Raw genomic sequence first — 19,789 nt, 5'->3', positions numbered from 1 at the left:
CCCCGCCGCCCGGCGGCTCGGGTTGCGCGGTGAAGTACACGCCCAACTCGTGGAACAACGGGTTCACCGCCGACGTGCAGATCACCAACCGCGGCTCCAGCACCGTCAACGGCTGGACGCTGACCTACTCACTACCCGCCGGGCAGCAGGTGACCAGCGCCTGGAACGCCACGGTGAGCCAGAGCGGGTCGACGGTGACCGCGCGGAACCTGAGCTGGAACGGCTCGATCGCGCCGGGCGGCACGGCGAGCTTCGGCTACCAGGGGACGCTGAGCGGGTCGTACTCCTCGCCCACCAGCTTCACCCTCAACGGCGTCGCCTGTTCGCGTACCTGAGCTTCCGCCGGAGCAAGGAGAAAGGAGCGTGGCCTGGGGCCGCGCTCCTTTCTCGGTCCATTCAGCCGGGGTGATCCGGACCTGGCAGCCGGGCCGGGCGCGCTCCACAGGCTGTGCCGTATCAGCCGGTCAGGAGAAGGACGGACAGGCCGAAGGAGGCACCCGAGCCCACCACCAGCAGGACGCTGCCGAGTCGAAGGGTGCGGTCCACAGCCCCGGTCGTCTGAGCAACGGGAACATCGTCGATCATCTGGAGAAGTGTCCGAACCTTGCCGAGCAGGCGGCGGCGGCCCGGACCGCCGCCGGGGCTACCGATGGCGGGTAGCACGGCATGCACCGGTATCTCCGTCCCGTCCTTGGCGACCAGGTCGACCGCGATGTTCTCCAGAACGCCGATGTCCGCGACGAGGTGCCGCGGCACCGAGTACCTGAAGAACGGGTTGTCGACGATGACGCGTTCCGGCGTGACCCCGACGGCCGCTGCCGGCCCCGCCAGGTAACCGAGGCAGACGGCCAGCGGAAGCATGCCCAGCAGTCCCACGATCTCCCCGGCGGAGTGCGGCCCGTTGAGGACCATGTTCGCCACGGGACCGGCCGCCAGCAGGATCGCCACCACCAGCGGCAGTTTGTCGTCCCTTCGGTATCGGGCTCGAACCCCTCCGGACGCGTTCATGGCATGACCTGACCTTCGGAGGAACCGACGACCGCGCCATCGAGGGGAGCACACCCGGGCAACCGGGCGCGGGACTGGTCGACCCGCTCCATCGATCCTCGCTGGCAGTCGTGGTGGGGATCAGCGCCAACCAGCAGTGCGCACGGCGTCCGCCAGGCCGCGGGGTCTGGCGGACGTCGCGCGGATGCGGTCGGCGGTCAGACCCGGGTGAGCCGGACGGCGTCGGCGATGATCAGGCCGCTGGCCGAACTCCACCGGCTCACCGCGACCCGGTTGGCGTCCCCGGCCGGCAGCGCGAACGTGCCCAGCGTCCGCCACTGCCCGCCGGTGGCCCGCTGGTCGACGTGGACCGTCTGGTTCCCGCTCGACGTGGCGATGATGTACGGGGTCGAGGAGTTGTAGCCGGCGTTCGCCGGCCACCAGGCGTCGACCCGGTAGCTGCCGGCCGCCGGCACGTTGAACTTGTACCAGGCGGCGTCGCTGGCCAGCACCGGGTCGGCGAAGCGGTAGTCGGCGCCGTAGCGCTGCCCCGAGTACGACGACGTGCCCCAGTTGGTGCTGGCGGTGAACCGGCCGGCGGTGGCGTTGTCCACGATCGACGACCAGGCCGGGGTGCCGGCCATCTTGGCGGCGACGTCGGAGCGCATCACGTTCAGGTCGATGAAGGACGGGTCGATCTTGCCGGTGGTGCTGGTCTCCCGGTGGCCCCGGGCGTAGCTGGCGTCCTTGCCGAGCCGCTTCAGCACGGCGGCGGTGGCGGCGACGGACGCGTTGTACTGCGCTGCCGTCATCTCCTGGCTGACGCCGTTGTAGTCGATCTCCCAGCCGATCAGCATGGTGTTGCCGTCGCCGGCCGGGATGGGCCCGCTGGCCCGGGCCGTGCCGGCGTGGTTGCAGCGGCCGGCGGAGATGACGTGGAAGACGCCGTGGTAGTCGACCAGGGCCTGGCAGAGCGGGCCGGGCAGGTCGGACCGGCCGTTGATGCAGATGTTCAGCGCCGGGTGCGGGTTGCTGGCGCTGGAGGTGGCCGCGGTGTGGTGCCAGAGCACGCCGATCGGGTCGAAGGAGCCGGGGCGCATCCGGTTGAGCCAGTCGCCCTCGACGACGACCTGGACGCCGGCCGAGCGGAGCACGTCCACCAGCCAGGGAATGGTGGCCATCAGGACTCCCCGAGCAGGTCGGCGAGGCACTCGGGCTTCGGCGCGGCGAGCGGCGCGGCACTCGCCGCGGCGGGGCGGACGGCGACGGCGGTCAGCGCGCCGGCCACCAGGGCCGGGATGCCGAGCAGACCTCGACGCCGCAGACGGACGGTTCGGGACGTGGCCATGGCGCTCCTTCAACCGGGGGCGGAGGGGTTCGACGGATCGACGGCCGTCGTGACGCGCACGGTATATCGTCACGAGCGTCTATGTCGATACCCTTCATCGCCCTAGCTTCGGCTGAAGGAAATTGGCAAGAAGTGGACTCGGCCGGGCGGCCGTCCCGCCGGCGGGCCGCACGCCGCCCGGGTCTGCCCGGCCGGACGGCTCAGGTGCTGCCCAGCGCGTCGATGTCGCGGATCTCCTCGGCGGTCAGCGCGAACTGGAACACGTCGGCGTTGGCCCGGATCCGCTCCGGCGTCACGGACTTCGGGATCACCACGATCTCGTGGTCGATGTGCCAGCGGAGCACCACCTGGGCCGGCGAGACGCCGTGCGCGCCGGCGATCCGGGTGAGCACCGGATCGGTGAGGTCGCTCCGCTTGAACGGGCTGTAGCCCTCCAGCACCACACCCCGGTCCCGATGCTCGATGTGCCGCTGGCGGTCGTACAGGGCGGGGCTCCACGGGATCTGGTTGACCGCCGGGTTCTCCTCGGTGGCCTGGATCAGCTCGTCGATCTGCGCGGTGCTGTAGTTGCTCACCCCCACCGCGCGGGCCAGCCCCTCGTCACGGGCGGCCAGCATCTCCCGCCAGACCGGGATGCTGTCCGCCGGGTTCGACGGCGGCCAGTGCACCAGCCACAGGTCGACATGGTCGGTGCCGAGCGCGCGCAGGCTCGCCTCGATGGTCTCCCGCTCCCGGCCCACCCGCTCCGGCGGGAGCTTCGTGGTGAGGAAGACGTCCTCGCGGCGCAGCCCGCTCTCCTGCACCGCCCGGCCGACCTCCTCCTCGTTGCCGTACATGGTGGCGGTGTCGACGTGCCGGTAGCCGGCGTCCAGCGCGGCCAGCACGGCGTCGTAACCGGCCTTGCCGGTGGCCTGCCAGGTGCCGAAGCCGAGCAGCGGCATCCGCACCTCGCCGGGCAGCGGAACGGTGGGCTGGTCCAGGTCCATGACGATGGTTCTACCCGTGATCGCCCCCGACATGCCCGGAAACCGGGCATCCGGGTCGTCGGCGGCGGGTCGGCACCGGCGTCCGGCGGCCCGGGCCGGATTGCCGGAGAATGCGGGTGTGGCCGACCGGCTGGAGGAGTACCGGCGCAAGCGGGACGCGGCACGCACCCCGGAGCCGGTGCCGCGGCGCGCCCCCCGGCGGAAGAAGCCGGCCGACGGCACCGCCCGCTTCGTCATCCAGCAGCACCACGCCCGGAGCCTGCACTGGGACCTGCGGCTGGAGCACGAGGGGGTGCTCGCCTCCTGGGCGGTGCCGCGCGGCCTGCCCCGCGAGCCCGGCCGCAACCACCTCGCCGTACACACCGAGGACCACCCGATGGAGTACCTCACCTTCCACGGTGAGATCCCGGCCGGCGAGTACGGCGGCGGCCGGATGACCATCCACGACCGGGGCACCTACCGCGCGGAGAAGTGGCGCGACGACGAGGTGATCGTCGTGCTCGCCGGCGAGCGGACCAGCGGCCGGTACGTCCTCTTCGCCACCGGCGGCAAGGACGGCAAGGACTGGATGGTCCGGCGCACCGACCCGGCCCCGCAGGGTTGGACCGGCATGCCGGACCTGGTCCGCCCGATGCTTCCCAGCCCGGGCGGGAAGCTGCCCCGGGACGACCGGCAGTGGGGCTACGAGCTGCGCTGGGACGGGGTGCGGGCGGTGGCGTACGTCTCCGGCGGGCGGCTGCGGCTGCTCTCCGACACCGACGAGGAGGTCACCGGGTCGTACCCCTGGCTGCGGGACCTGGCCGAGGAGCTGGCGCCCACCGAGGCCGTGCTGGACGGGGTGCTGGTACGCATCGACCGCGCCGGCCGGGTTCGGCCGGCGCGCGGCGGCCGGGCCACCGCGGACGCCCAGTACCTGATCTTCGACCTGCTCTGGCTGGAGGGGGTGACCAGCGTCGAACTGCCGTACGCGCAGCGCCGGGAGCTGCTCGACGGTCTGGCGCTGACCGGTGCGCACTGGCAGACTCCGCCCTGGTTTCCCGGCACCGGCGCCGAGGCCCTGCGGACCGCTCGCGAGCAGGGGCTGCCCGGGGTGGTGGCCAAGCGACTCGACTCGGTCTACGAGCCGGGCCGACGCAGCCGGCGCTGGCTGAGCATCGACACCAGCTGAGACGGCGAGGAGCGACGTGTACCTGACCCACCTGGAGTGCCCACGCTGCGGCCGGGAACACGACGCCGACAAGCCGCGCAACCTCTGCGACTGCGGATCGCCGCTGCTGGCCCGCTACGACCTGGCCGCGGTGGCCGAGGTGGTCACCCCGGAACGGTTCGGGCTGCGCCCGGCCGACCTGTGGCGCTACCGGGAGCTGCTGCCGGTGGCCGACCCGCGGCACGTGACCACGCTGGGCGAGGGCTGGACGCCGCTACTGCGCGCCCCGGCGTACGGTGCGGAGATCGGTGTTGCCGAGCTGCTGGTCAAGGACGAGGGGCTGACCCCGACCGGGTCGTTCAAGGCGCGCGGCGCGGCGGTCGGCGTGAGCCGGGCCCGGGAGCTGGGCGTGGCCCGGATCGCGATGCCGACCAACGGCAACGCGGGCGCCGCCTGGGCGACGTACGCCGCGCGGGCCGGGCTGGGCGCGACGGTGGTCATGCCGGTGGACGCGCCGGGCATCTGCCGGCGGGAGTGCGTGGCGGCCGGCGCCGACCTGCGCCTGGTCGACGGGTTGATCGGCGACGCCGGCCGGCTGGTCGCCGAGCTGGTGGCCGGCTCGGCGGGCGCGGTCTTCGACGCGGGCACGCTGCGCGAGCCGTACCGGCTCGAGGGCAAGAAGACCATGGGGTACGAGATCGTCGAGCAGCTCGGCTGGCAGGTGCCCGACGTGATCATCTACCCGACCGGCGGCGGGGTGGGGCTGATCGGCATCCACAAGGCGCTGCAGGAGCTGCGTGAGCTGGGCTGGATCGGCGACCGGCCGACCCGGCTGGTGGCCGTCCAGTCGACCGGGTGCGCCCCGATCGTCCGGGCGTTCGCCGCCGGCGAGGAGCGCGCCCAGCCCTGGGCGGACGCGCACACGGTGGCGTTCGGCATCACCGTGCCGGCCCCGCTCGGCGACGAACTGATCCTGGCCGCGCTGCGGGCCAGCGGTGGCACCGCGGTGGCGGTCGAGGACGCCGAGATCCTGACCGACCTGCGCGACTTCGCCGCCCGGGAGGGGCTGCTGCTCTGCCCGGAGGGGGCCGCCTGCCTGACCGCCGCCCGGCAGCTGCGGGCGGGCGGGTGGATCCGGGCCGGCGAGCGGGTGGTGGTGCTCAACACCGGTGCCGGCCTGAAGTACCCGGAGACGGTGGACGTGGCCGGGGTGCCGGTGCTGTCTTCCTGACCCGCCCTGGCCGGGCGGCCGGGCCCGATGCGCCGGCCCGGCCGCCGGTGGCCCCGCGGGCCGTTCGACCCGCGGGGCCGTCGGGGCGGTCAGCGGTAGGTGATGTCGGAGCTGGCGTAGAGGCAGTTGACCCCGTCGGCGCCCTCGCCGATCTTGGTCGGTTCGTCGCCCTTCGGTACGCCGATGTACTTCTCGCAGATCACGGTCCGCCGGTCGGGGTCGTTCAGGATGGTGATCCGGCTGAACCGGGCGGTGTCGCCCCAGTTGGTGTTGATGCCGGCGAGCGCCTTGGTGGACGTTGCGGTGACGTTGTCCAGCACCACGTGCCGCTGGTACGAGGTGGAGCAGTAGGACCGGCCACATACGAGCGTCAATGGATTGCGCTTGCAGGTCTGTTGCAGGATTTCCGACCCGACGTCACTCGGCGGTCGGCGCGGTGAGCCGCCAGGCCGCGTTGATCAGGCCGACGTGCGAAAGCGCCTGCGGGGTGTTGCCCAGCTGCGCGCCGTCGCGCGGGTCGATCTGCTCGCTGAGCAGGCCCACGTCGTTGGCGTGCTCGACCACCCGCTCGAACAGCCGCCGGGCCCGCTCCCGCTCGCCGGCCATCACCAGGCACTCCACCAGCCAGAACGAACAGAGCAGGAAGCCCGCCGGCTCGTCGGCCCAGCGCCGGATCAGCCCGTCGGGGGTGCCCAGTTCCCGCTCGACCGCCTCGATGGTGGCGCGCATCCGCGGGTCGGTCGCCGGCAGGAAACGCACCACGGGCAGGTAGAGCGCCGACGCGCCCAGCTCGGCCGAGCCGAAGGACGCGGTGTACGCCCCCACCCGGTCGTTCCAGCCCTCCCGCAGCACGGTGGCCCGGATCTCGTCCCGGACCGCTGCCCACCGCCGGGGGTCGGCGCGCTCGCCGAGCCGGGGCGCCAGCGCCACCGCCTTGTCCATCGCCGCCCAGCAGAGCACCTTCGACGACAGGTAGTGCCGCTCCTCCTCCCGGGCCTCCCACATCCCCCGGTCGGGCAGGTGCCAGGTGGTGGCCACCTGCTCGGCCAACCCGAGCACCATCTCGCGCAGCTCCTTGTCGAAGCTGGTACCGAGGTAGTCGCCCAGCTGCCAGATCGCCAGGATCACCTCGCCCGGGACGTCCAGCTGGCGTTGCCGCCAGGCGTCGTTGCCGACGCTCACCGGCCGACTGCCGGCGTAGCCGGGCAGGTGTGCGAGTTCGTGCTCGGAGAGGTCCCGCTCCCCCGCCAGGCCGAACATCACCGGCACCGGCATCTGACCGACCTGGCCGATCGAGCGGGCCACCCAGGCGAAGAGGCGGGACGCCTCGTACGGGCAGGCGGCCACCCAGAAGGCGCGCAGGGTCATCGCGAAGTCGCGCAGCCAGGAGAGGCGGTAGTCGTAGTTGCGGTCGCCGCCGAGCTCCTCGGGCAGCGACGTGGTGAGCGCCGCGGCCACCGCGCCGCTGCGGGTGTACGTGAGGCCGGTCAGCACGGTGGCGCTGTGCCGGACCAGGTCGGCGTACTCGCCGGGGTAGTGGTGCGACTCCCGATACGCCTCCCACGCCTGCACCGTCTCGGCGAGCGCGACGACCGGGTCCAGCCGGGCGGGCGGGTCACCGTAGGCGGGCCCGTACGCCAGGTCGAAGCCGACCACGTCGCCGGCGGAGACCGCGAACTCGTGCCGGACCCGGTCCCGCCCGGCGCGCAGCGGCAGCCCGCCGCCGCGCAGCGTCAGCGTCACCGAGCCGCACGCCGCCAGCACCCCGCCGTCCGGCTGGTCGTGCAGGTACGGGGTGAGCAGCCCGTAGTCCGGTCGGGGGCAGAAGTCCAGCTCCATCGGCACCCGACCGCTGAGCCCCTCGACCACCCGCAGCAGCACCGCCGGCGAGTTCCTGCCCAGCTCGTGTCCCCGGGCGCCGAGTTCGGCGGCCAGCGCGTCGGTCACCGCGACGCTGCCCTCGGGGGTGTGGTGCACGGTACGCAGCACCAGGGTGTCCGGTCGGTAGGAGCGCTCCACCCGGTGCCCGGCCCGGCCGGCGGCGACGGGCGCCAGCCGCCAGTGCCCGGCCTGCGGGCCCAGGATCCGGCCGAACACCGAGGGGGCGTCGAACCGGTCCGGGCACCACCAGTCGATCGAGCCGTCCCGGCCGACCAGCGCGCCGGAGCGGCAGTCGGACAGGAAGCCGTAGTCGGAGATCGCCGGCTGGTCCACCCGCTGCGGGTACCCGGATCGGCCCGCCTCAGACGGGTCGCCGCCCGGGTCAGGAGGTGGGCGGCTCGTCCTCGCCGGCGGCCTCCGCCGCGTCCGCCTCCTCCTTGGTGCGGTGCACCGCCTGGTCGGCGTGCTCCGGCGGACCGTAGACGGTGTAGAGAACCAGCGGGTTCGGCCCGGTGTTGACGAAGTTGTGCTTGGTGCCGGCCGGCACCACCACCAGGTCCCCCTGGACGACCTCGCGCTTCTCCCCGGCGACCCGGGCCTCGCCGGTGCCGCTGACGAAGGTCAGGATCTGGTCGATGTCCTCGTGGACCTCCTCGCCGATCTCACCGCCCGGCGGGATGGTCATGATCACCAACTGGGTGTGCGTACCGGTCCACAGCACCCGCCGGAAGTCCGGGCTCTTCTCGGCGACGGTCGCGATCGTGAAATGCTCCATGCCGGGCTCATACCCGGTCCGGCCCCGCGTCACGCCGGGACTGGCAGATGGTGGAATTTGCCACGTCTTCGAGGTTTGGCTCCATCCAGGACGGGGATCGACATCTCGACCGGTGCAGCGCGGGCCGGTCGAGCCAGGTCCCCGCTGGCGTACCGCCGTACGGCTGCGGTGGTGGGAGACGGCCAGAGCGCGGCGACGCTTCGACCCAGGTCGAGCGGCGCCGTGCGCTCGTTTCCGTCCGCCGGGTGCCCGGTGCTGCGCGCCGTTCGCCCGGTGCTGTCCGCGGCCATAGGGCGACGGTGCGGTCAGGAGAGCACCGTCAGGTGGAACGGCCGATCGGCGACGCTGCCGTCACCGGCGAAGGTGGAGACGAAGACACCGTTCGGGATGCCGGTGCGGCCGGCCACGGCCACCTGACCGGGCGGGGCGACGCCCGCGCTGCCAGGCAGCCCGATGGTTCCCACGTATCCGGCGGCCGTCACGTCCTGGTCGAAGATGACCTGGTACTTGCCCCGCGCGAGGCGGGTGGCCTGCGCGGCGCCGAGGCCGCGGACCAGGTTGCCGTCGGCGGTCACCACCGCGAACAGCACCCGCGCCGTGATCGGCAGGCCGACTGTGGCACAGGTGGTGACCTGCGCGTCGGCACGGGTGGCGTCGTCGTCCCCCGAATCGGGCTGTGCCGGCCCGCGCCGGGCCCTGGAGCTGGACATCGGTGCCCTCCCGGGCCGCCCGAGGGGCGGCGATGAGGCAGTTGGTGCGCAAGGGCGGGATCATCGCCGATCGCACCCTTTGTCATTCGAACGTAGGTCGTGACCGATCCGCCAACCAGGCCGTCGATTGTCCGATCACGGACACTCTGGCCGCTGCGCCGCAGGTCAGGGGCGTTGTCCCGATCAGTCGTCGGGAACGGCCACCGGTTCCCGCCCCACGCAGCGCACCTTCAGTTCGTACTCGCCGGACGGGCCCTCGAACTTCACCTCGACGTCGTCGTCGGGCCCCCGGTCGACGTCGCCGGCCCGGTAACCCTGGGCCGGCGACCAGGACACCAGCCGCACCCCGCCCGGCACGCACTCCGCCACCGCGGTGCCGCCCGCGGTGGTGAACACCCGCCGGCCCGCGGCCGGCGCGCTCGGCGTCGCGCCGGACGGGCCGGGTGCCGCGGTGGTCGGGCCGGGCGAGACCGGCGGCGAGGCCGGCTCTTCGGCCAGCGCCCGCTCGACCTCCCGCTGGCTGAGCACGCCGCCCGGGGTGCCGGTGATGCTCTCCCCCACCAACCGGATCGCCGCCAACCCGATCAGGGTGGCGACCACGGCGGTGGCCAGCCACCCGGCGACGGCGAGGATCGAACGGCGGCGCATACCCCGACTATCCCCGATCGAAGGTTGGGCGTGGCACCGGCGGACGCTAAGGGAGGGTTAACGTCCGAGGCCGGACGGGCCGACGGCGATAGCCTGCCAGCTGTGGCCCGCCTGCTGCTCATCGAGGACGACCTGACGATCCGCACCCCGCTGATCCGGGCGCTGCACGACCGCGGACACGCGGTGGCGGCCGCCTCGACCGCGATGACCGGGCTGCGCGACGCCCTGGACGAGCGGCCCGACCTGGTCGTGCTCGACCTCGGGCTGCCCGATCTCGACGGCCGCGAGCTGCTGCGGATGCTGCGGGCGGTCAGCCCGGTGCCGGTGATCGTGGCCACCGCCCGCGACGACGAGACCGAGATCGTCCGGGTCCTCGACGCCGGCGCCGACGACTACGTGGTCAAGCCGTTCACCGCCGCCCAGCTGGACGCCCGGATCCGGGCGGTGCTGCGGCGCGGTCCGGCCGGCGCCGGGGCGGACGACCCGACCCTGGTGGTCGGCGGGCTGCGGATCGACCCCCGCTCCCGCCAGGTGAGCCTGGACGGCGAACCGGTCGAGCTGACCCCGCGCGAGTTCGACCTGCTGCACCACCTGGCCGGCCGGCCCGGCGAGGTGGTCACCAAGCGGGAGCTGCTCACCGAGGTGTGGCAGATCCCGTACGGCGGCGCGGACAAGACCGTCGACGTGCACCTCTCCTGGTTGCGCCGCAAGTTGGGGGAGAACGCCCAGCAGCCCCGGTACCTGCACACGGTCCGCGGGGTCGGGGTGCGGCTGGAGGCACCCGGGGAGGCCGGGTGAGGGCGCGACTGGCCCTGCTGGTGGCCGCGGTCAGCGTGCTCACCCTGGCCGCCTTCCTGGTGCCGCTGGCGCTGCTGGTCCGTACCGTCGCCGAGGACCGGGCCACCGTCCGGGCGACCGCCGACGCGCAGAGCCTGGTGTCGGTGGTCGGCACGGCGGACCCGGAGACCATCCGGCTGACCGTCGAGCAGCTCGCCGCCGAGTCCGGCCGTCCGGTCAGCGTCTTCCTGCCCGACGGCACCGTGCTCGGCGCCGCCGCCCCGCGTACGCCCGCGGTGGCGCTGGCCGAGCGGGGGCGGAGCCTGACCGCGGAGTCGGCGCGGGGACGCGAGGTGGTGATCGCGGTGCAGGGCCGGCCGGACGGCACCGGGGTGATCCGCACCGAGGTCCCGCGCGCCGAGCTGACCGCCGGGGTGACCCGGTCCTGGCTGGTGCTGGCCCTGCTCGGCGTGCTGCTGGTGCTGATCGGGCTGGCCGTCGCCGACCGGTTGGCCCGCACCCTGGTCCGGCCGATCAGCGAACTCTCCGCGGTGTCGCACCGGCTCGCCAACGCCGAGCTGGACGCCCGGGTGGCCCCGGCCGGGCCGGCCGAGCTGCGCGAGGTGGCCGGTGCCCTCAACCACCTGGCCGGCCGGATCCAGGTGCTGCTGGCGCAGGAACGGGAGCGGGTGGCGGACCTCTCGCACCGGCTCCGTACCCCGCTGACCGCGCTCCGGCTGGAGGCCGAGTCGCTGCGCGACCCGCAGGACGTGGACCGGGTCACCGCGGCGGTGGACGGGCTGGAACGGGCGGTCACCGGCCTGATCCAGCAGGCCCGCTGGCGGTCGCCGGCGGCCGGTCCGACGGTCGCGGACGCGGCCGCGATCGTGGCCGAGCGGGTGGCGTTCTGGTCGGTGCTGGCCGAGGACACCGGGCGGGCGGTCACCCTCGACCTGGCGCCCGGTCCGCTGCCGGTCGCGGTGCCCGCCGACGAACTGGCCGCCGCCGTGGACGCGTTGCTCGGCAACGTCTTCGCGCACACCCCGGACGGCACCGCGTTCGGCGTCCGGCTCGCCCTCGACGCGGGACAGGTGGTGCTCGCGGTCACCGACGAGGGCCCCGGCATCCCGGCCGGGACGGTCCGGCGCGGCGCCAGCCCGGCCGGGTCGACCGGTCTCGGGCTGGACATCGCCCGCCGGGCGGCGCAGGCCGGCGGCGGCCGGCTGGAGCTCGGCAGCACCCCCGACGGGGGCGCCGAGGTGCTGCTCACCTTCGGTCCGCCGGCCGCCTGACCCCGCCCGCCGGTCTTAACCCGGCCTTAGCGTCCGGGCAGCGCGCCGCTATCCCGCTCCGGCCGATGCTCGGATGCAGAGACCGAGGAAAGGTGGACCGAGATGAAGCGCAACTCCCTGATCCTGGCGTCGCTCGGCGGCGCGGCCGTGCTCGCCGTGACCGGGGTGGCCGTCGGTACGGCGGTGGCCGACGACGGGCAGGCCGGGCGGACCGCCCTGGCCGCGGCCACCACGGCGCCCAGCACCGCCGCCACACCCGACGACGACCCGACCGGCGCCACGCCCGGCACCCCCGGCACGACCGGTGGTACGCCCGGCACGACCGCACCGGCCACCGGCGCCGACGCGGTGAGCCAGCAGCGGGCCGGCGAGATCGCGCTGGCCTCGGCCGGCGGCGGCCGGATCACCGAAATCGAGGCCGAGCAGGAGCACGGCCGTCCGGTGTGGAGCGTCGAGATCGTCGCCGGGCAGACCGAGCACGAGGTCGACGTGGACCGGGAGACCGGTGCGGTGGTCAAGGCCGAGCAGGAGCCGGTCGACGACGACGGCGACGACGACTCGGATGACGACTCCGACGACGACCGCGACGACGATGACGACGACGACGACCGCGACGACGACTGAGCCACGGCCGGTGCCGCCGCCCGCAGTCCTGCTGCCGGGCGGCGGCACCGGCGCGTCGACGGCCCGGACCGGTGGTACGCGCGCCGCGGCCGGAACATCGGCGGTGACGACCGACGATGTCTGACATAGGCTGAGGTATGGAGCCCGCCCACGGGGGTCGGGCGGCGGAACCGGTCTACCGCCCCGTCCTCGCCTGCCGGCGGGGTGAGCTGGAGGCGCTCAGCCACCTCGACGGCGTCGTCGTTTCCCTGCTCGCCCCGATCCTCCAGGTGTCCACTCCGGACGCGTATTCCCCTGATGCCCTCGGCCGGCTGCCGGAGGGTCTGGTGCCGGCCGTCGACGTCGGCGCCCTGCCCGACCTGCCGGAGACCGAGCTGGTCCGCTGGGGCGTACCGCTGGTGCCGGTGGTGGGGCTCGCGGACAGCGACCGGCGGCTCGTCGCGCACGGCCTGACCGCCCGGGCGTACGCCCACCGGGCGGTGGTGCGGCTGCGGGTGGCCCAGGACCGGGCCGGGCCGGACGCCACCACCGCCGCCGTGGAGCGGGTGTGGCGGTTCACCCGACTGGCGCCCGAGCAGTGCGACCTGCTGGTCGACGCCGGCGACGTGTGCTGCCCGGCCGACGTGCGGGCAGCCGAACCGCGGGTCCGCCGGCTGCTGGACTGGGCCCGCCGGCACGCCTGGCGGTCGGTGACCGTGGCGGCCGGCGGGATGCCGCCGAGCCTGACCCGGCTGCCCACCGACGAACCGGTCCGCCTGGACCGCTGGGACTGGCTGCTCTGGCAGCGCCTGGCCGACCTCGGCGTCGGATACGGCGACTACGGGGTGGCCTCGGCGGTGCCCGTCGCGGACCATCCGGCCGACCGGCTGCCCACCGTGCGCTACACCGCCGACGGCGCCTGGTGGGTCTACCGGTGGTCGCGGCGCGGTGGGCGGGGCGACGACCGGTTCGCCGACCTGTGCCGCGCCCTGGTCTCGGCCCCGCACTGGCCCACCGCCGGGGCGGCCTACTCGTGGGGCGACCACGAGCTCCTCCGGCGAGCCCGGCGGGTCGCCGGCGCCGGGTCGGCGAGCAACTGGGCGGCCTGGAGCACCTCGCACCACCTGGCGCACGTGCTGGCCACCCTGCTGCGCCCGGACGTCCGGTCGGGGCGGCCCGGCGCACCCGGCCGGCCGGCCCGCCCTCGGTGCGTGCAGACCCGCCGGGCCGGCTGACCGGACCCGGCGGCGGATCGCTGGTGACTACTGCTTGTCCGTGAACCCGAACTGGATGATGCCCTCGTCGTCGACGGTGGCGTCCACCGAGGCGTCACCGAGCAGTTCGGCGGCGTCCGCGTCGAGGAAGATCCGGGCGCCCTGGTTGTCCACCACCTGGTCGCCCTGCGCCGGCTGGGCCGCCAGTTCGACGGTGAGCGAACCGGCCTGGGTGTCGGCGGCGATGCGCACCCCGCCCTCTTCGGCGACATCCTGCTGGTTGGCGAGATCGCGGATGACCAGGACGGCGTTGTCGGTCATGGTGAGCATGGCGGAACTCCTCGTGGATTTCTCGAATTCACGGCGCGGGCCGGACCGGCCCACGGGCGAGCACACGTGGGAGGCGATTGCCGGGGCCTCGATCGCCCCGTCGCGTCGGGGCAGCTGAAGCCCCCTTCAGGGCCTACGGTGCCCGCTGCCGGCGGATCCGTCAAATAGAGCCCGGTCAGTGCGCGACGGCCGCCGGGGCGAGCAGCGCCCGGATGTCGCGTACCGCCGCGCGGCCGGCCCGGTTGGCGCCGATCGTGCTCGCCGACGGCCCGTACCCGATCAGGTGAATCCGCTCGTCGGCCACCACCCGGGTGCCGTCCATGGTGACGCCCCCACCCGGGGCGCGTAGCCGCAGCGGGGCGAGGTGGTCCAGCGCGGCCCGGAAGCCGGTGCACCAGAGGATCACGTCGGCGGCGACGAACCGCCCGTCGGCCCAGGCCACGCCGTCGGGCGTGATCCGGTCGAAGACGGGTAACCGGTCGAGGACGCCGCGCTCGCGCAGCCGGAGCAGCTCGGGGGTGAGCGGCAGCCCGGTCACGCCGACCACGCTCGACGGCGGGCGGCCGGCGCGTACCGCCTGCTCCACCAGGGCCACCGCGGCGCGGCCGTGCTCGGGGCCGAACTCACCGGCCCGGAAGTCGGGTGGCCGCCGGGTCACCCAGGTCGTCTCGGCGGCGACCGTGGAGACCTCGCCGAGCAGCTGTACGGCGGAGGTGCCCCCGCCGACCACCACCACCCGCTTGCCGGCGAACTCGTCCGGTCCCCGGTAGTCGGCGGTGTGCAGTTGGCGGCCGCGGAACAGCGACCGGCCCGGGTAGTGCGGCCAGAACGGCCGGGTCCAGGTGCCGGTGGCGTTGACCAGGGCCCGGGTGGACCAGGTGCCGCGGTCGGTGGCGACGTCGAGCCGGCCGTCGGGGCGCGAGGTCACCGCCCGGACGCGGACCGGCCGGCGTACCGGCAGCTCGAACCTGCGCTCGTACGCGGCGAAGTAGGCGCTGACCACCTCGGCCGCCGGACGGTCGGGCTCGGCCGCCGGGAAGGGCATGCCGGGCAGCTCGTGGAAGCCGTGCACGCGGTCCAACCGCAGGGTCGGCCAGCGGTGCCGCCACGCCCCACCCGGGCCGTCGTCGGCGTCCAGGATGACGAACCCCGTTGCGGGGGTGAACCCGGTGCGGCGCAGGTGGTAGCCGGCGGAGAGGCCGGCCTGGCCGGCGCCGATCACCAGCACGTCGACGTCGCGGGCGTCCATGTGCCGTGCAACAACGCCGGGCGCCGCAGGCTGCCCGCCGGGAGCGTCTTTCCGCTCACACCGCGACGGCCGCCGGGCCGGACGGAACCGGCGGCTCGGCCGGGTGCAACCGGCGGCTCGGCCGGCTGACCGGGCGCGGGTGGAACCAGGCGCGAGTGAAACCGGGCGCTGGTGTCACCGTGCTGGTGGGACAAGGGCACGGGTAAAACCAGGCGCTGGTGCCACCGTGCACTAGTGGAAAGGGGGCGGGTGGAACCGGGCGCGAGTGGAACCGGCGCCCCGCCGGTGGGGTCTGATCGGGCAGGATCGACGGGCGGAGGGCGGCATGGGCGGACGGCTCGGGTGGCGGGCACTGGTCCCGGCGGTGGCGCTGGGTCTGCTGCTGACCGGGTGCGAGGGCGCGGGTGTGGGCGACGCGCCGGACGAGGGTCGGGCCTCGTACCAGGCGTGGGGGCTCAACGAGGCGTCCAGCGACCTCGACGGCGAGGACCGGACGGTGGTGCTCAACGGCGACCTGGAGCGGGACAGCGGTCCGCTCCTCACCGTGGACGGGCGGTGGGACGCCACCGGGTTCGTGCTCGACGACTCCTCCGCCGAGCAGGTCCGCCCCCTGGCCGGGCGGCTGCCCGAGCGGACCGGCGACCCGGCGTGCCACCGGTTGGTGCTGGTGAGCGACGGCCTGGTGGATCGGGCGGTCGCCGTCCTCGCCCCCGACGAGCAGCCGCCGGACGGACCGGTCACCGCCCGCCGGCTGGACGGCTGACCACGGCACCGGCGGGACGGCCGCGCCACCGGTGGCAATTTCTTTTCGGCTCAGGGACTTTTCCGGCAGATATCTCCATGACAGCATCGACGCATGCATCGACGTCTCTTCCCCCGGACGCTCGCGCTGGTCGCGCTGGTCGCCGCGGCGGCCACCGCCGGCGCGCCCACCGCCACCGCCGAATCGCCGACGCCCGCGGCGACCCGCCTGAACGCCACCATCGACGCGATCCTGGCCGACTCCCGACTGGCCGGAGCCCAGGCCTCGGTGGTGGTGGTCGACGCCGCCAGCGGGGAGACCGTCTACAACCGCAACGGCGACCGCCGGCTCATCCCCGCCTCCAACACCAAGCTGCTCACCTCCGCCGCCGCCCTGGAACTGCTCGGCGCCGGGCACCGGTTCCGCACCGACGTGCTGACCAGCGGCACCCGCCGGGCCGGGGTGGTCTCCGGCAACCTGCACCTGCGCGGCGGCGGCGACCCGACGATGCTCGCCGCCGACTACGACGCGCTCGCCGCCCAGGTGGCCGCCGCCGGCGTCCGGCTGGTCACCGGGAACCTGATGGCCGACGACACCCGCTACGACCGCACCCGGCTGGGCCCGGACTGGACCTGGGACGACGAGCCGTACTACTACGCCGCGCAGGTGTCCGCGCTGACCGTGGCGCCGGACACCGACTACGACGCCGGCACGGTGATCGTGCACGCGGCGCCGGGAGCCACCGCCGGCGACCGACCGGTGCTGACCACCACGCCGGCCACCGGCTACCTCCGCTTCGACAACCGGGCCGAGACGGTGGCCAGCGGCGAGACCTCGATCTCCTTCGAACGTGAGCACGGCAGCAACACCGTCGTGGTCACCGGCCAGATCGTCGTCGGCGACGAGCCGGAGAGCGACTGGGTGACGGTCTGGGAGCCCACCGGGTACGCCGCCGACGTCTTCCGGGCGGCGCTGCGCAAGCACGGCGTACGGGTGCTCGGCCGCACCGTCCTCGGGCAGCCCACCCCGGAGTCGGCCGCCACCGTGGCCCGGCACGACTCGATGACCCTCGCCGAGCTGATGGTGCCCTTCCTCAAGCTCTCCAACAACGGTCACGCCGAGGTGCTGACCAAGGAGATCGGGCGGATGCGCTCCGGCTCCGGCACCTGGTCGGCCGGGCTCGCCGCGATCACCGGGTACGTGGCCGACGCCGGGCTGGACACCGGCACGCTGCGCCAGCGGGACGGCTCCGGGCTGTCCCGGCGGAACCTGGTGCCGGCCGACGAGTTCGTCCGGCTGCTCGCCGCGGTCCGCGCCGAACCCTGGTTCGACGCCTGGTACGCGGCGCTGCCGATCGCCGGCGATCCCGAACGGTTCATCGGCGGCACCCTGCGCAGCCGGATGCGGGGCACCCCGGCAGCCGGCAACGTGCACGCCAAGACCGGCAGCCTGACCGGCGTCTCCAGCCTCTCCGGCTACGTCACCGACGCCGACGGCCGGGTGCTGGCGTTCTCGGTGCTGCTGAACAACTACCTCGCCTCGTCGGTGAAGGGACTGGAGGACCAGATCGCCATCGCGCTGGCCGCGTACCGCGAGGACGGCGTCAGCGCGGCGCGGGTGGCGCCGCCGGCGGCCCCCGACGCACCGCGGGCGCCCGAGGGCCGGGAGTGTTCCTGGGTCAAGCCGATCGCCTGCTGACACCGGGTGCGGGCCCCCGGGCCGGGGGCCCGCACCGGCTCAGGCGCCCGGCCGGCGCGGCGGCGGCACCGCGGCGGTCGGGTCGCCCCGCTCGATCAGCGCGGCGATGTCGGCGGCGTGCAGGCCGCGCAGCGCCAGCACCCGGGTGCCCCACCGGTGCAGCCGGCACGGATGCGGGCTGGCGTCGTTGCGGCAGACCGTCCCGCCCGACCAGCGCCGCGGCGCGTGCACCACCACCGCCCGCACCGCGAACTGGGCGTCCTCCCCCGTCACGTACGGCGGCAGAGGGATCTCCCGGAGCACCTCCCCGGCCGGTTCCCGCGCGGCGGTCGGTCGGGCGGTACGGGTGGCGCTGCGCATCGGTGACCCTCCACACAGGATCGTCGGACCGGACAGCAGAACGCTACGACGCTCCGGACCCGGCGCGACGGACAAACTGTCCCGGCCGGGGCGGAGTCACCGCCCGCACGCCGGGCAGGCGCGACGGGTGCGCCGGTGGTAGTCGACGGCGGCCACCCCGAGACCCCAGCCCCACACCCAGTACGCCGGCTCGGCCACCCAGAAGAACGCCAACGGGTAGCGCCCGTCGCCGGGGTCGAAGGTGCCGGTGACCGTCTCCGCGGTGAGCTGGGCCAGACCGATGCCGAAGTAGCCGACCAGGCCCACGGCGAACACCGCCGCCGGGACGAGCGGCAGCAGGCGCGGCACCCGCCGGCCGGCCAGCAGCGGCACCCAGCGGGGCCAGCTCCGCCCCCAGCGGTAGACCAGGGCCAGCGGCAGCAGCACCCCGGCGAGCAGGAAGCCGACCTCGAAGGCGACCATCGAGGCGCCCTGACTCAGCGGTACGTCCTCGAAGCCGACCCACACCTGCGCTGCCAGCCGCACCAGACAGCCGACGACCGCCGCCCACGCCGCCGCCCGGGCCCAGCCCGGCACCGCGGTGGCGTGGGCCCCCGGTTCCCCGGTCCGGCCGCACCGCCGGCAGTCGCCGCGCCACCGGCGCCGGTGGTCGACCAGCGCCACGGCGAGCAGCACCGCCCCGGTCAGGCAGCCGAGCCGGCTGGCGAAGGCCCCCGGATGGAACGCCGCGCCCGGGTCCAGGATGAGCAGCCCGACCAGGTCGAGCAGGAGCAGGGCGCAGGCGAGCGCCAGCGCCGCGCAGACCGCCCAGCCGGCCGCGACCAGCGCGGGACGCCAGCCGCGGGCGCGGCCCAGCGCCGCGCCGAGCAGCGCCGTGGCGGCGCAGAGCCCCACCGCCCACCACCCGGTGAAGACCATCAGGTCGGTGTCCAGCGGTGGGAACGCGGGGGCGCCGGCGACCGCCCAGCACAGTCGCAGCGCGCCGTAGGCCAGGGCCCAGCCGAGCACGGCGTACGGCAGCGTCGGGCGACGGGTCACGGCGGGCGGGGCCGGCGGCGGCAGGGTCCGGGTCATGCCGTCCACCCTGCTCGGCCGGCGGCCGGCGGCCCTCCCGCCGCGGGGTGGAGCGACTCCCCCGCCCGGGGGAACCGGTGGCTCAGCCGGCGGTCGGCGCGGGCCGGAGAGCCGGTCAGCGCAGCGTGAGCGCCTGGAGGCTCACGCTGCCGCACTCACCGGTGAACACCTCCTCGACCACCCAGTTCAGCACCACCCGGGTCCCCTTCGGAGCCTGGAACCGGACGGTGAACTCGGCCGACCGGAGCGTGTGCGGGTCCTCCAACCGCAGCGTCCGGCTCAGCTCGCCGAGCCGGACCTCGAGCCGGCCCCGGGCCATCCAGACCCCGGCGTACAGCCGTACCGTGCGCGCCTCGCCGGCGCCCGCCACGGCCAGCGTGAACCCGCTGCCGGCACCGCAGGTGTAGACCCCGGTCGCGGTGCCGTCGGCCGAGCGGACCGGCGCGCCGTCGCGCCAGCTGACCGTCTCCTGGTTGGCGTCCCAGCCGCCCCGGACGCCGCGACCGCCGGCGTCGACCAGTTCGCCGGAGCCGTCGCGCTTGCGCACCGTCGAGTCGCCACCGCGCAGTCCCCAGTGGATCCAGTCGCGGCTGCCCGACGCGGTCAGGTCCACCTGCGCGGGCACGTCTCGCTGCTCGACGGTGAGGGTGGGGCGGACCGGCGGGCCGGAGGTCGCCGACCCGGACGGGGTGGGGCTCGGCGGGCGTTGGCGGGGCTGCAACCCGGGTGAGGCCGGC

Annotated in this window: 22 protein-coding genes and 1 pseudogene; 9 read left to right on the top strand and 14 right to left on the bottom strand. The window is 74.7% G+C overall.

The features are described from left to right. On the top strand, nt 1-335 hold a 335-nt coding region (locus tag DLJ47_RS17770; protein ID WP_199235889.1), incomplete at its 5' end, for a cellulose-binding domain-containing protein. 121 nt (nt 336-456) lie between these two features. Here the strand turns inward: DLJ47_RS17770 and DLJ47_RS17765 are convergent. The 4 genes from DLJ47_RS17765 to DLJ47_RS17755 all read right to left on the bottom strand — a co-directional run bounded on the left by DLJ47_RS17765 (nt 457) and on the right by DLJ47_RS17755 (nt 3,321). Further along, entirely contained in the window at nt 457-951 is a 495-nt protein-coding gene (locus DLJ47_RS17765; protein WP_109901085.1) for a hypothetical protein, read from the bottom strand. Between the two features lie 254 nt (nt 952-1,205). Continuing rightward, the gene (locus tag DLJ47_RS17760; protein WP_109901084.1) at nt 1,206-2,168 is read right to left on the bottom strand and encodes a golvesin C-terminal-like domain-containing protein; all 963 of its coding nucleotides are present in this window, start codon (nt 2,166-2,168) and stop codon (nt 1,206-1,208) included. After that, nucleotides 2,168-2,335 carry a hypothetical protein gene (locus DLJ47_RS36315; protein ID WP_172899395.1) on the bottom strand — a complete coding sequence of 56 codons (168 nt, stop codon included), beginning with the start codon at nt 2,333-2,335 and terminating at the stop codon, nt 2,168-2,170. Before DLJ47_RS36315 ends, DLJ47_RS17760 begins: the two co-directional genes overlap by 1 nt. Nucleotides 2,336-2,535: 200 nt before the next feature. Then, nucleotides 2,536-3,321: an aldo/keto reductase gene (locus DLJ47_RS17755; RefSeq protein WP_109901083.1), complete on the bottom strand. Its 786-nt coding sequence runs from the start codon at nt 3,319-3,321 to the stop codon at nt 2,536-2,538. A gap of 118 nt (nt 3,322-3,439) precedes the next feature. On the opposite strand from DLJ47_RS17755, the gene DLJ47_RS17750 reads away from it, so the two are divergent. Both DLJ47_RS17750 and DLJ47_RS17745 read left to right on the top strand, forming a co-directional pair. Continuing rightward, nucleotides 3,440-4,489, top strand: coding sequence for a DNA polymerase ligase N-terminal domain-containing protein (locus tag DLJ47_RS17750; protein WP_109901082.1), 1,050 nt, complete (start codon nt 3,440-3,442; stop codon nt 4,487-4,489). A 16-nt stretch (nt 4,490-4,505) separates the two neighbouring features. Next, the gene (locus DLJ47_RS17745) at nt 4,506-5,699 is read left to right on the top strand and encodes a threonine synthase (RefSeq protein ID WP_109901081.1); all 1,194 of its coding nucleotides are present in this window, start codon (nt 4,506-4,508) and stop codon (nt 5,697-5,699) included. An 89-nt stretch (nt 5,700-5,788) separates the two neighbouring features. Here the strand turns inward: DLJ47_RS17745 and DLJ47_RS17740 are convergent, their stop codons facing one another. The 5 genes from DLJ47_RS17740 to DLJ47_RS17720 form a co-directional block, all read right to left on the bottom strand. Further along, nucleotides 5,789-6,073, bottom strand: a complete 285-nt coding sequence (locus tag DLJ47_RS17740) for a pectate lyase (RefSeq protein WP_233257872.1) — start codon at nt 6,071-6,073, stop codon at nt 5,789-5,791. 43 nt (nt 6,074-6,116) lie between these two features. Continuing rightward, nucleotides 6,117-7,913: a glycoside hydrolase family 15 protein gene (locus DLJ47_RS17735; RefSeq protein ID WP_109901080.1), complete on the bottom strand. Its 1,797-nt coding sequence runs from the start codon at nt 7,911-7,913 to the stop codon at nt 6,117-6,119. Nucleotides 7,914-7,962: 49 nt separating this feature from the next. Then, complete coding sequence (locus DLJ47_RS17730; RefSeq protein ID WP_109901079.1) at nt 7,963-8,355, bottom strand: cupin domain-containing protein; 393 nt, start codon at nt 8,353-8,355, stop codon at nt 7,963-7,965. Nucleotides 8,356-8,660: 305 nt separating this feature from the next. Next, nucleotides 8,661-9,065 carry a hypothetical protein gene (locus DLJ47_RS17725; protein WP_088995726.1) on the bottom strand — a complete coding sequence of 135 codons (405 nt, stop codon included), beginning with the start codon at nt 9,063-9,065 and terminating at the stop codon, nt 8,661-8,663. A 183-nt stretch (nt 9,066-9,248) separates the two neighbouring features. Continuing rightward, the gene (locus DLJ47_RS17720; protein WP_109901078.1) at nt 9,249-9,713 is read right to left on the bottom strand and encodes a septum formation initiator; all 465 of its coding nucleotides are present in this window, start codon (nt 9,711-9,713) and stop codon (nt 9,249-9,251) included. Nucleotides 9,714-9,815: 102 nt separating this feature from the next. Between DLJ47_RS17720 and DLJ47_RS17715 the strand changes: the two genes are divergently transcribed. From DLJ47_RS17715 to DLJ47_RS17700, 4 genes are all read left to right on the top strand, one after another. Beyond that, nucleotides 9,816-10,511, top strand: coding sequence for a response regulator transcription factor (locus DLJ47_RS17715; protein ID WP_109901077.1), 696 nt, complete (start codon nt 9,816-9,818; stop codon nt 10,509-10,511). After that, entirely contained in the window at nt 10,508-11,782 is a 1,275-nt protein-coding gene (locus DLJ47_RS17710) for a sensor histidine kinase (protein ID WP_109901076.1), read from the top strand. Before DLJ47_RS17715 ends, DLJ47_RS17710 begins: the two co-directional genes overlap by 4 nt. A 102-nt stretch (nt 11,783-11,884) precedes the next feature. Continuing rightward, nucleotides 11,885-12,406: a PepSY domain-containing protein gene (locus DLJ47_RS17705; RefSeq protein WP_109901075.1), complete on the top strand. Its 522-nt coding sequence runs from the start codon at nt 11,885-11,887 to the stop codon at nt 12,404-12,406. Between the two features lie 137 nt (nt 12,407-12,543). Continuing rightward, nucleotides 12,544-13,620: a beta family protein gene (locus tag DLJ47_RS17700; protein WP_109901074.1), complete on the top strand. Its 1,077-nt coding sequence runs from the start codon at nt 12,544-12,546 to the stop codon at nt 13,618-13,620. A gap of 27 nt (nt 13,621-13,647) precedes the next feature. Here the strand turns inward: DLJ47_RS17700 and DLJ47_RS17695 are convergent, their stop codons facing one another. Beyond that, complete coding sequence (locus tag DLJ47_RS17695) at nt 13,648-13,929, bottom strand: adhesin (RefSeq protein ID WP_109901073.1); 282 nt, start codon at nt 13,927-13,929, stop codon at nt 13,648-13,650. A 175-nt stretch (nt 13,930-14,104) separates the two neighbouring features. Continuing rightward, the gene (locus tag DLJ47_RS17690; RefSeq protein ID WP_109901072.1) at nt 14,105-15,178 is read right to left on the bottom strand and encodes an NAD(P)-binding domain-containing protein; all 1,074 of its coding nucleotides are present in this window, start codon (nt 15,176-15,178) and stop codon (nt 14,105-14,107) included. Nucleotides 15,179-15,503: 325 nt separating this feature from the next. On the opposite strand from DLJ47_RS17690, the gene DLJ47_RS17685 reads away from it, so the two are divergent. After that, nucleotides 15,504-15,941, top strand: coding sequence for a hypothetical protein (locus tag DLJ47_RS17685; RefSeq protein WP_109901071.1), 438 nt, complete (start codon nt 15,504-15,506; stop codon nt 15,939-15,941). 93 nt (nt 15,942-16,034) lie between these two features. Beyond that, on the top strand, nt 16,035-17,618 hold the full coding sequence (dacB, locus tag DLJ47_RS17680; RefSeq protein WP_109901070.1) for a D-alanyl-D-alanine carboxypeptidase/D-alanyl-D-alanine endopeptidase: 1,584 nt from the start codon (nt 16,035-16,037) through the stop codon (nt 17,616-17,618). A 39-nt stretch (nt 17,619-17,657) separates the two neighbouring features. On the opposite strand, the gene DLJ47_RS17675 is transcribed toward dacB, so the two are convergent. The 3 genes and pseudogenes from DLJ47_RS17675 to DLJ47_RS17665 all read right to left on the bottom strand — a co-directional run. Next, a complete protein-coding gene (locus tag DLJ47_RS17675; protein ID WP_109901069.1) occupies nt 17,658-17,978 on the bottom strand; it encodes a hypothetical protein in 321 nt (106 codons plus the stop codon). Between the two features lie 96 nt (nt 17,979-18,074). Continuing rightward, a complete protein-coding gene (locus DLJ47_RS17670) occupies nt 18,075-19,052 on the bottom strand; it encodes a hypothetical protein (protein WP_146228111.1) in 978 nt (325 codons plus the stop codon). A 115-nt stretch (nt 19,053-19,167) separates the two neighbouring features. After that, a pseudogene (locus DLJ47_RS17665) lies at nt 19,168-19,789 on the bottom strand (hypothetical protein); the annotation flags it as partial.

This window comes from Micromonospora sp. S4605 (assembly GCF_003176715.1).
Lineage (GTDB): Bacteria > Actinomycetota > Actinomycetes > Mycobacteriales > Micromonosporaceae > Micromonospora > Micromonospora echinaurantiaca.
Note: the sequence above shows the minus strand (reverse complement) of the source record. Positions and strands in the feature narration are given on the sequence as shown.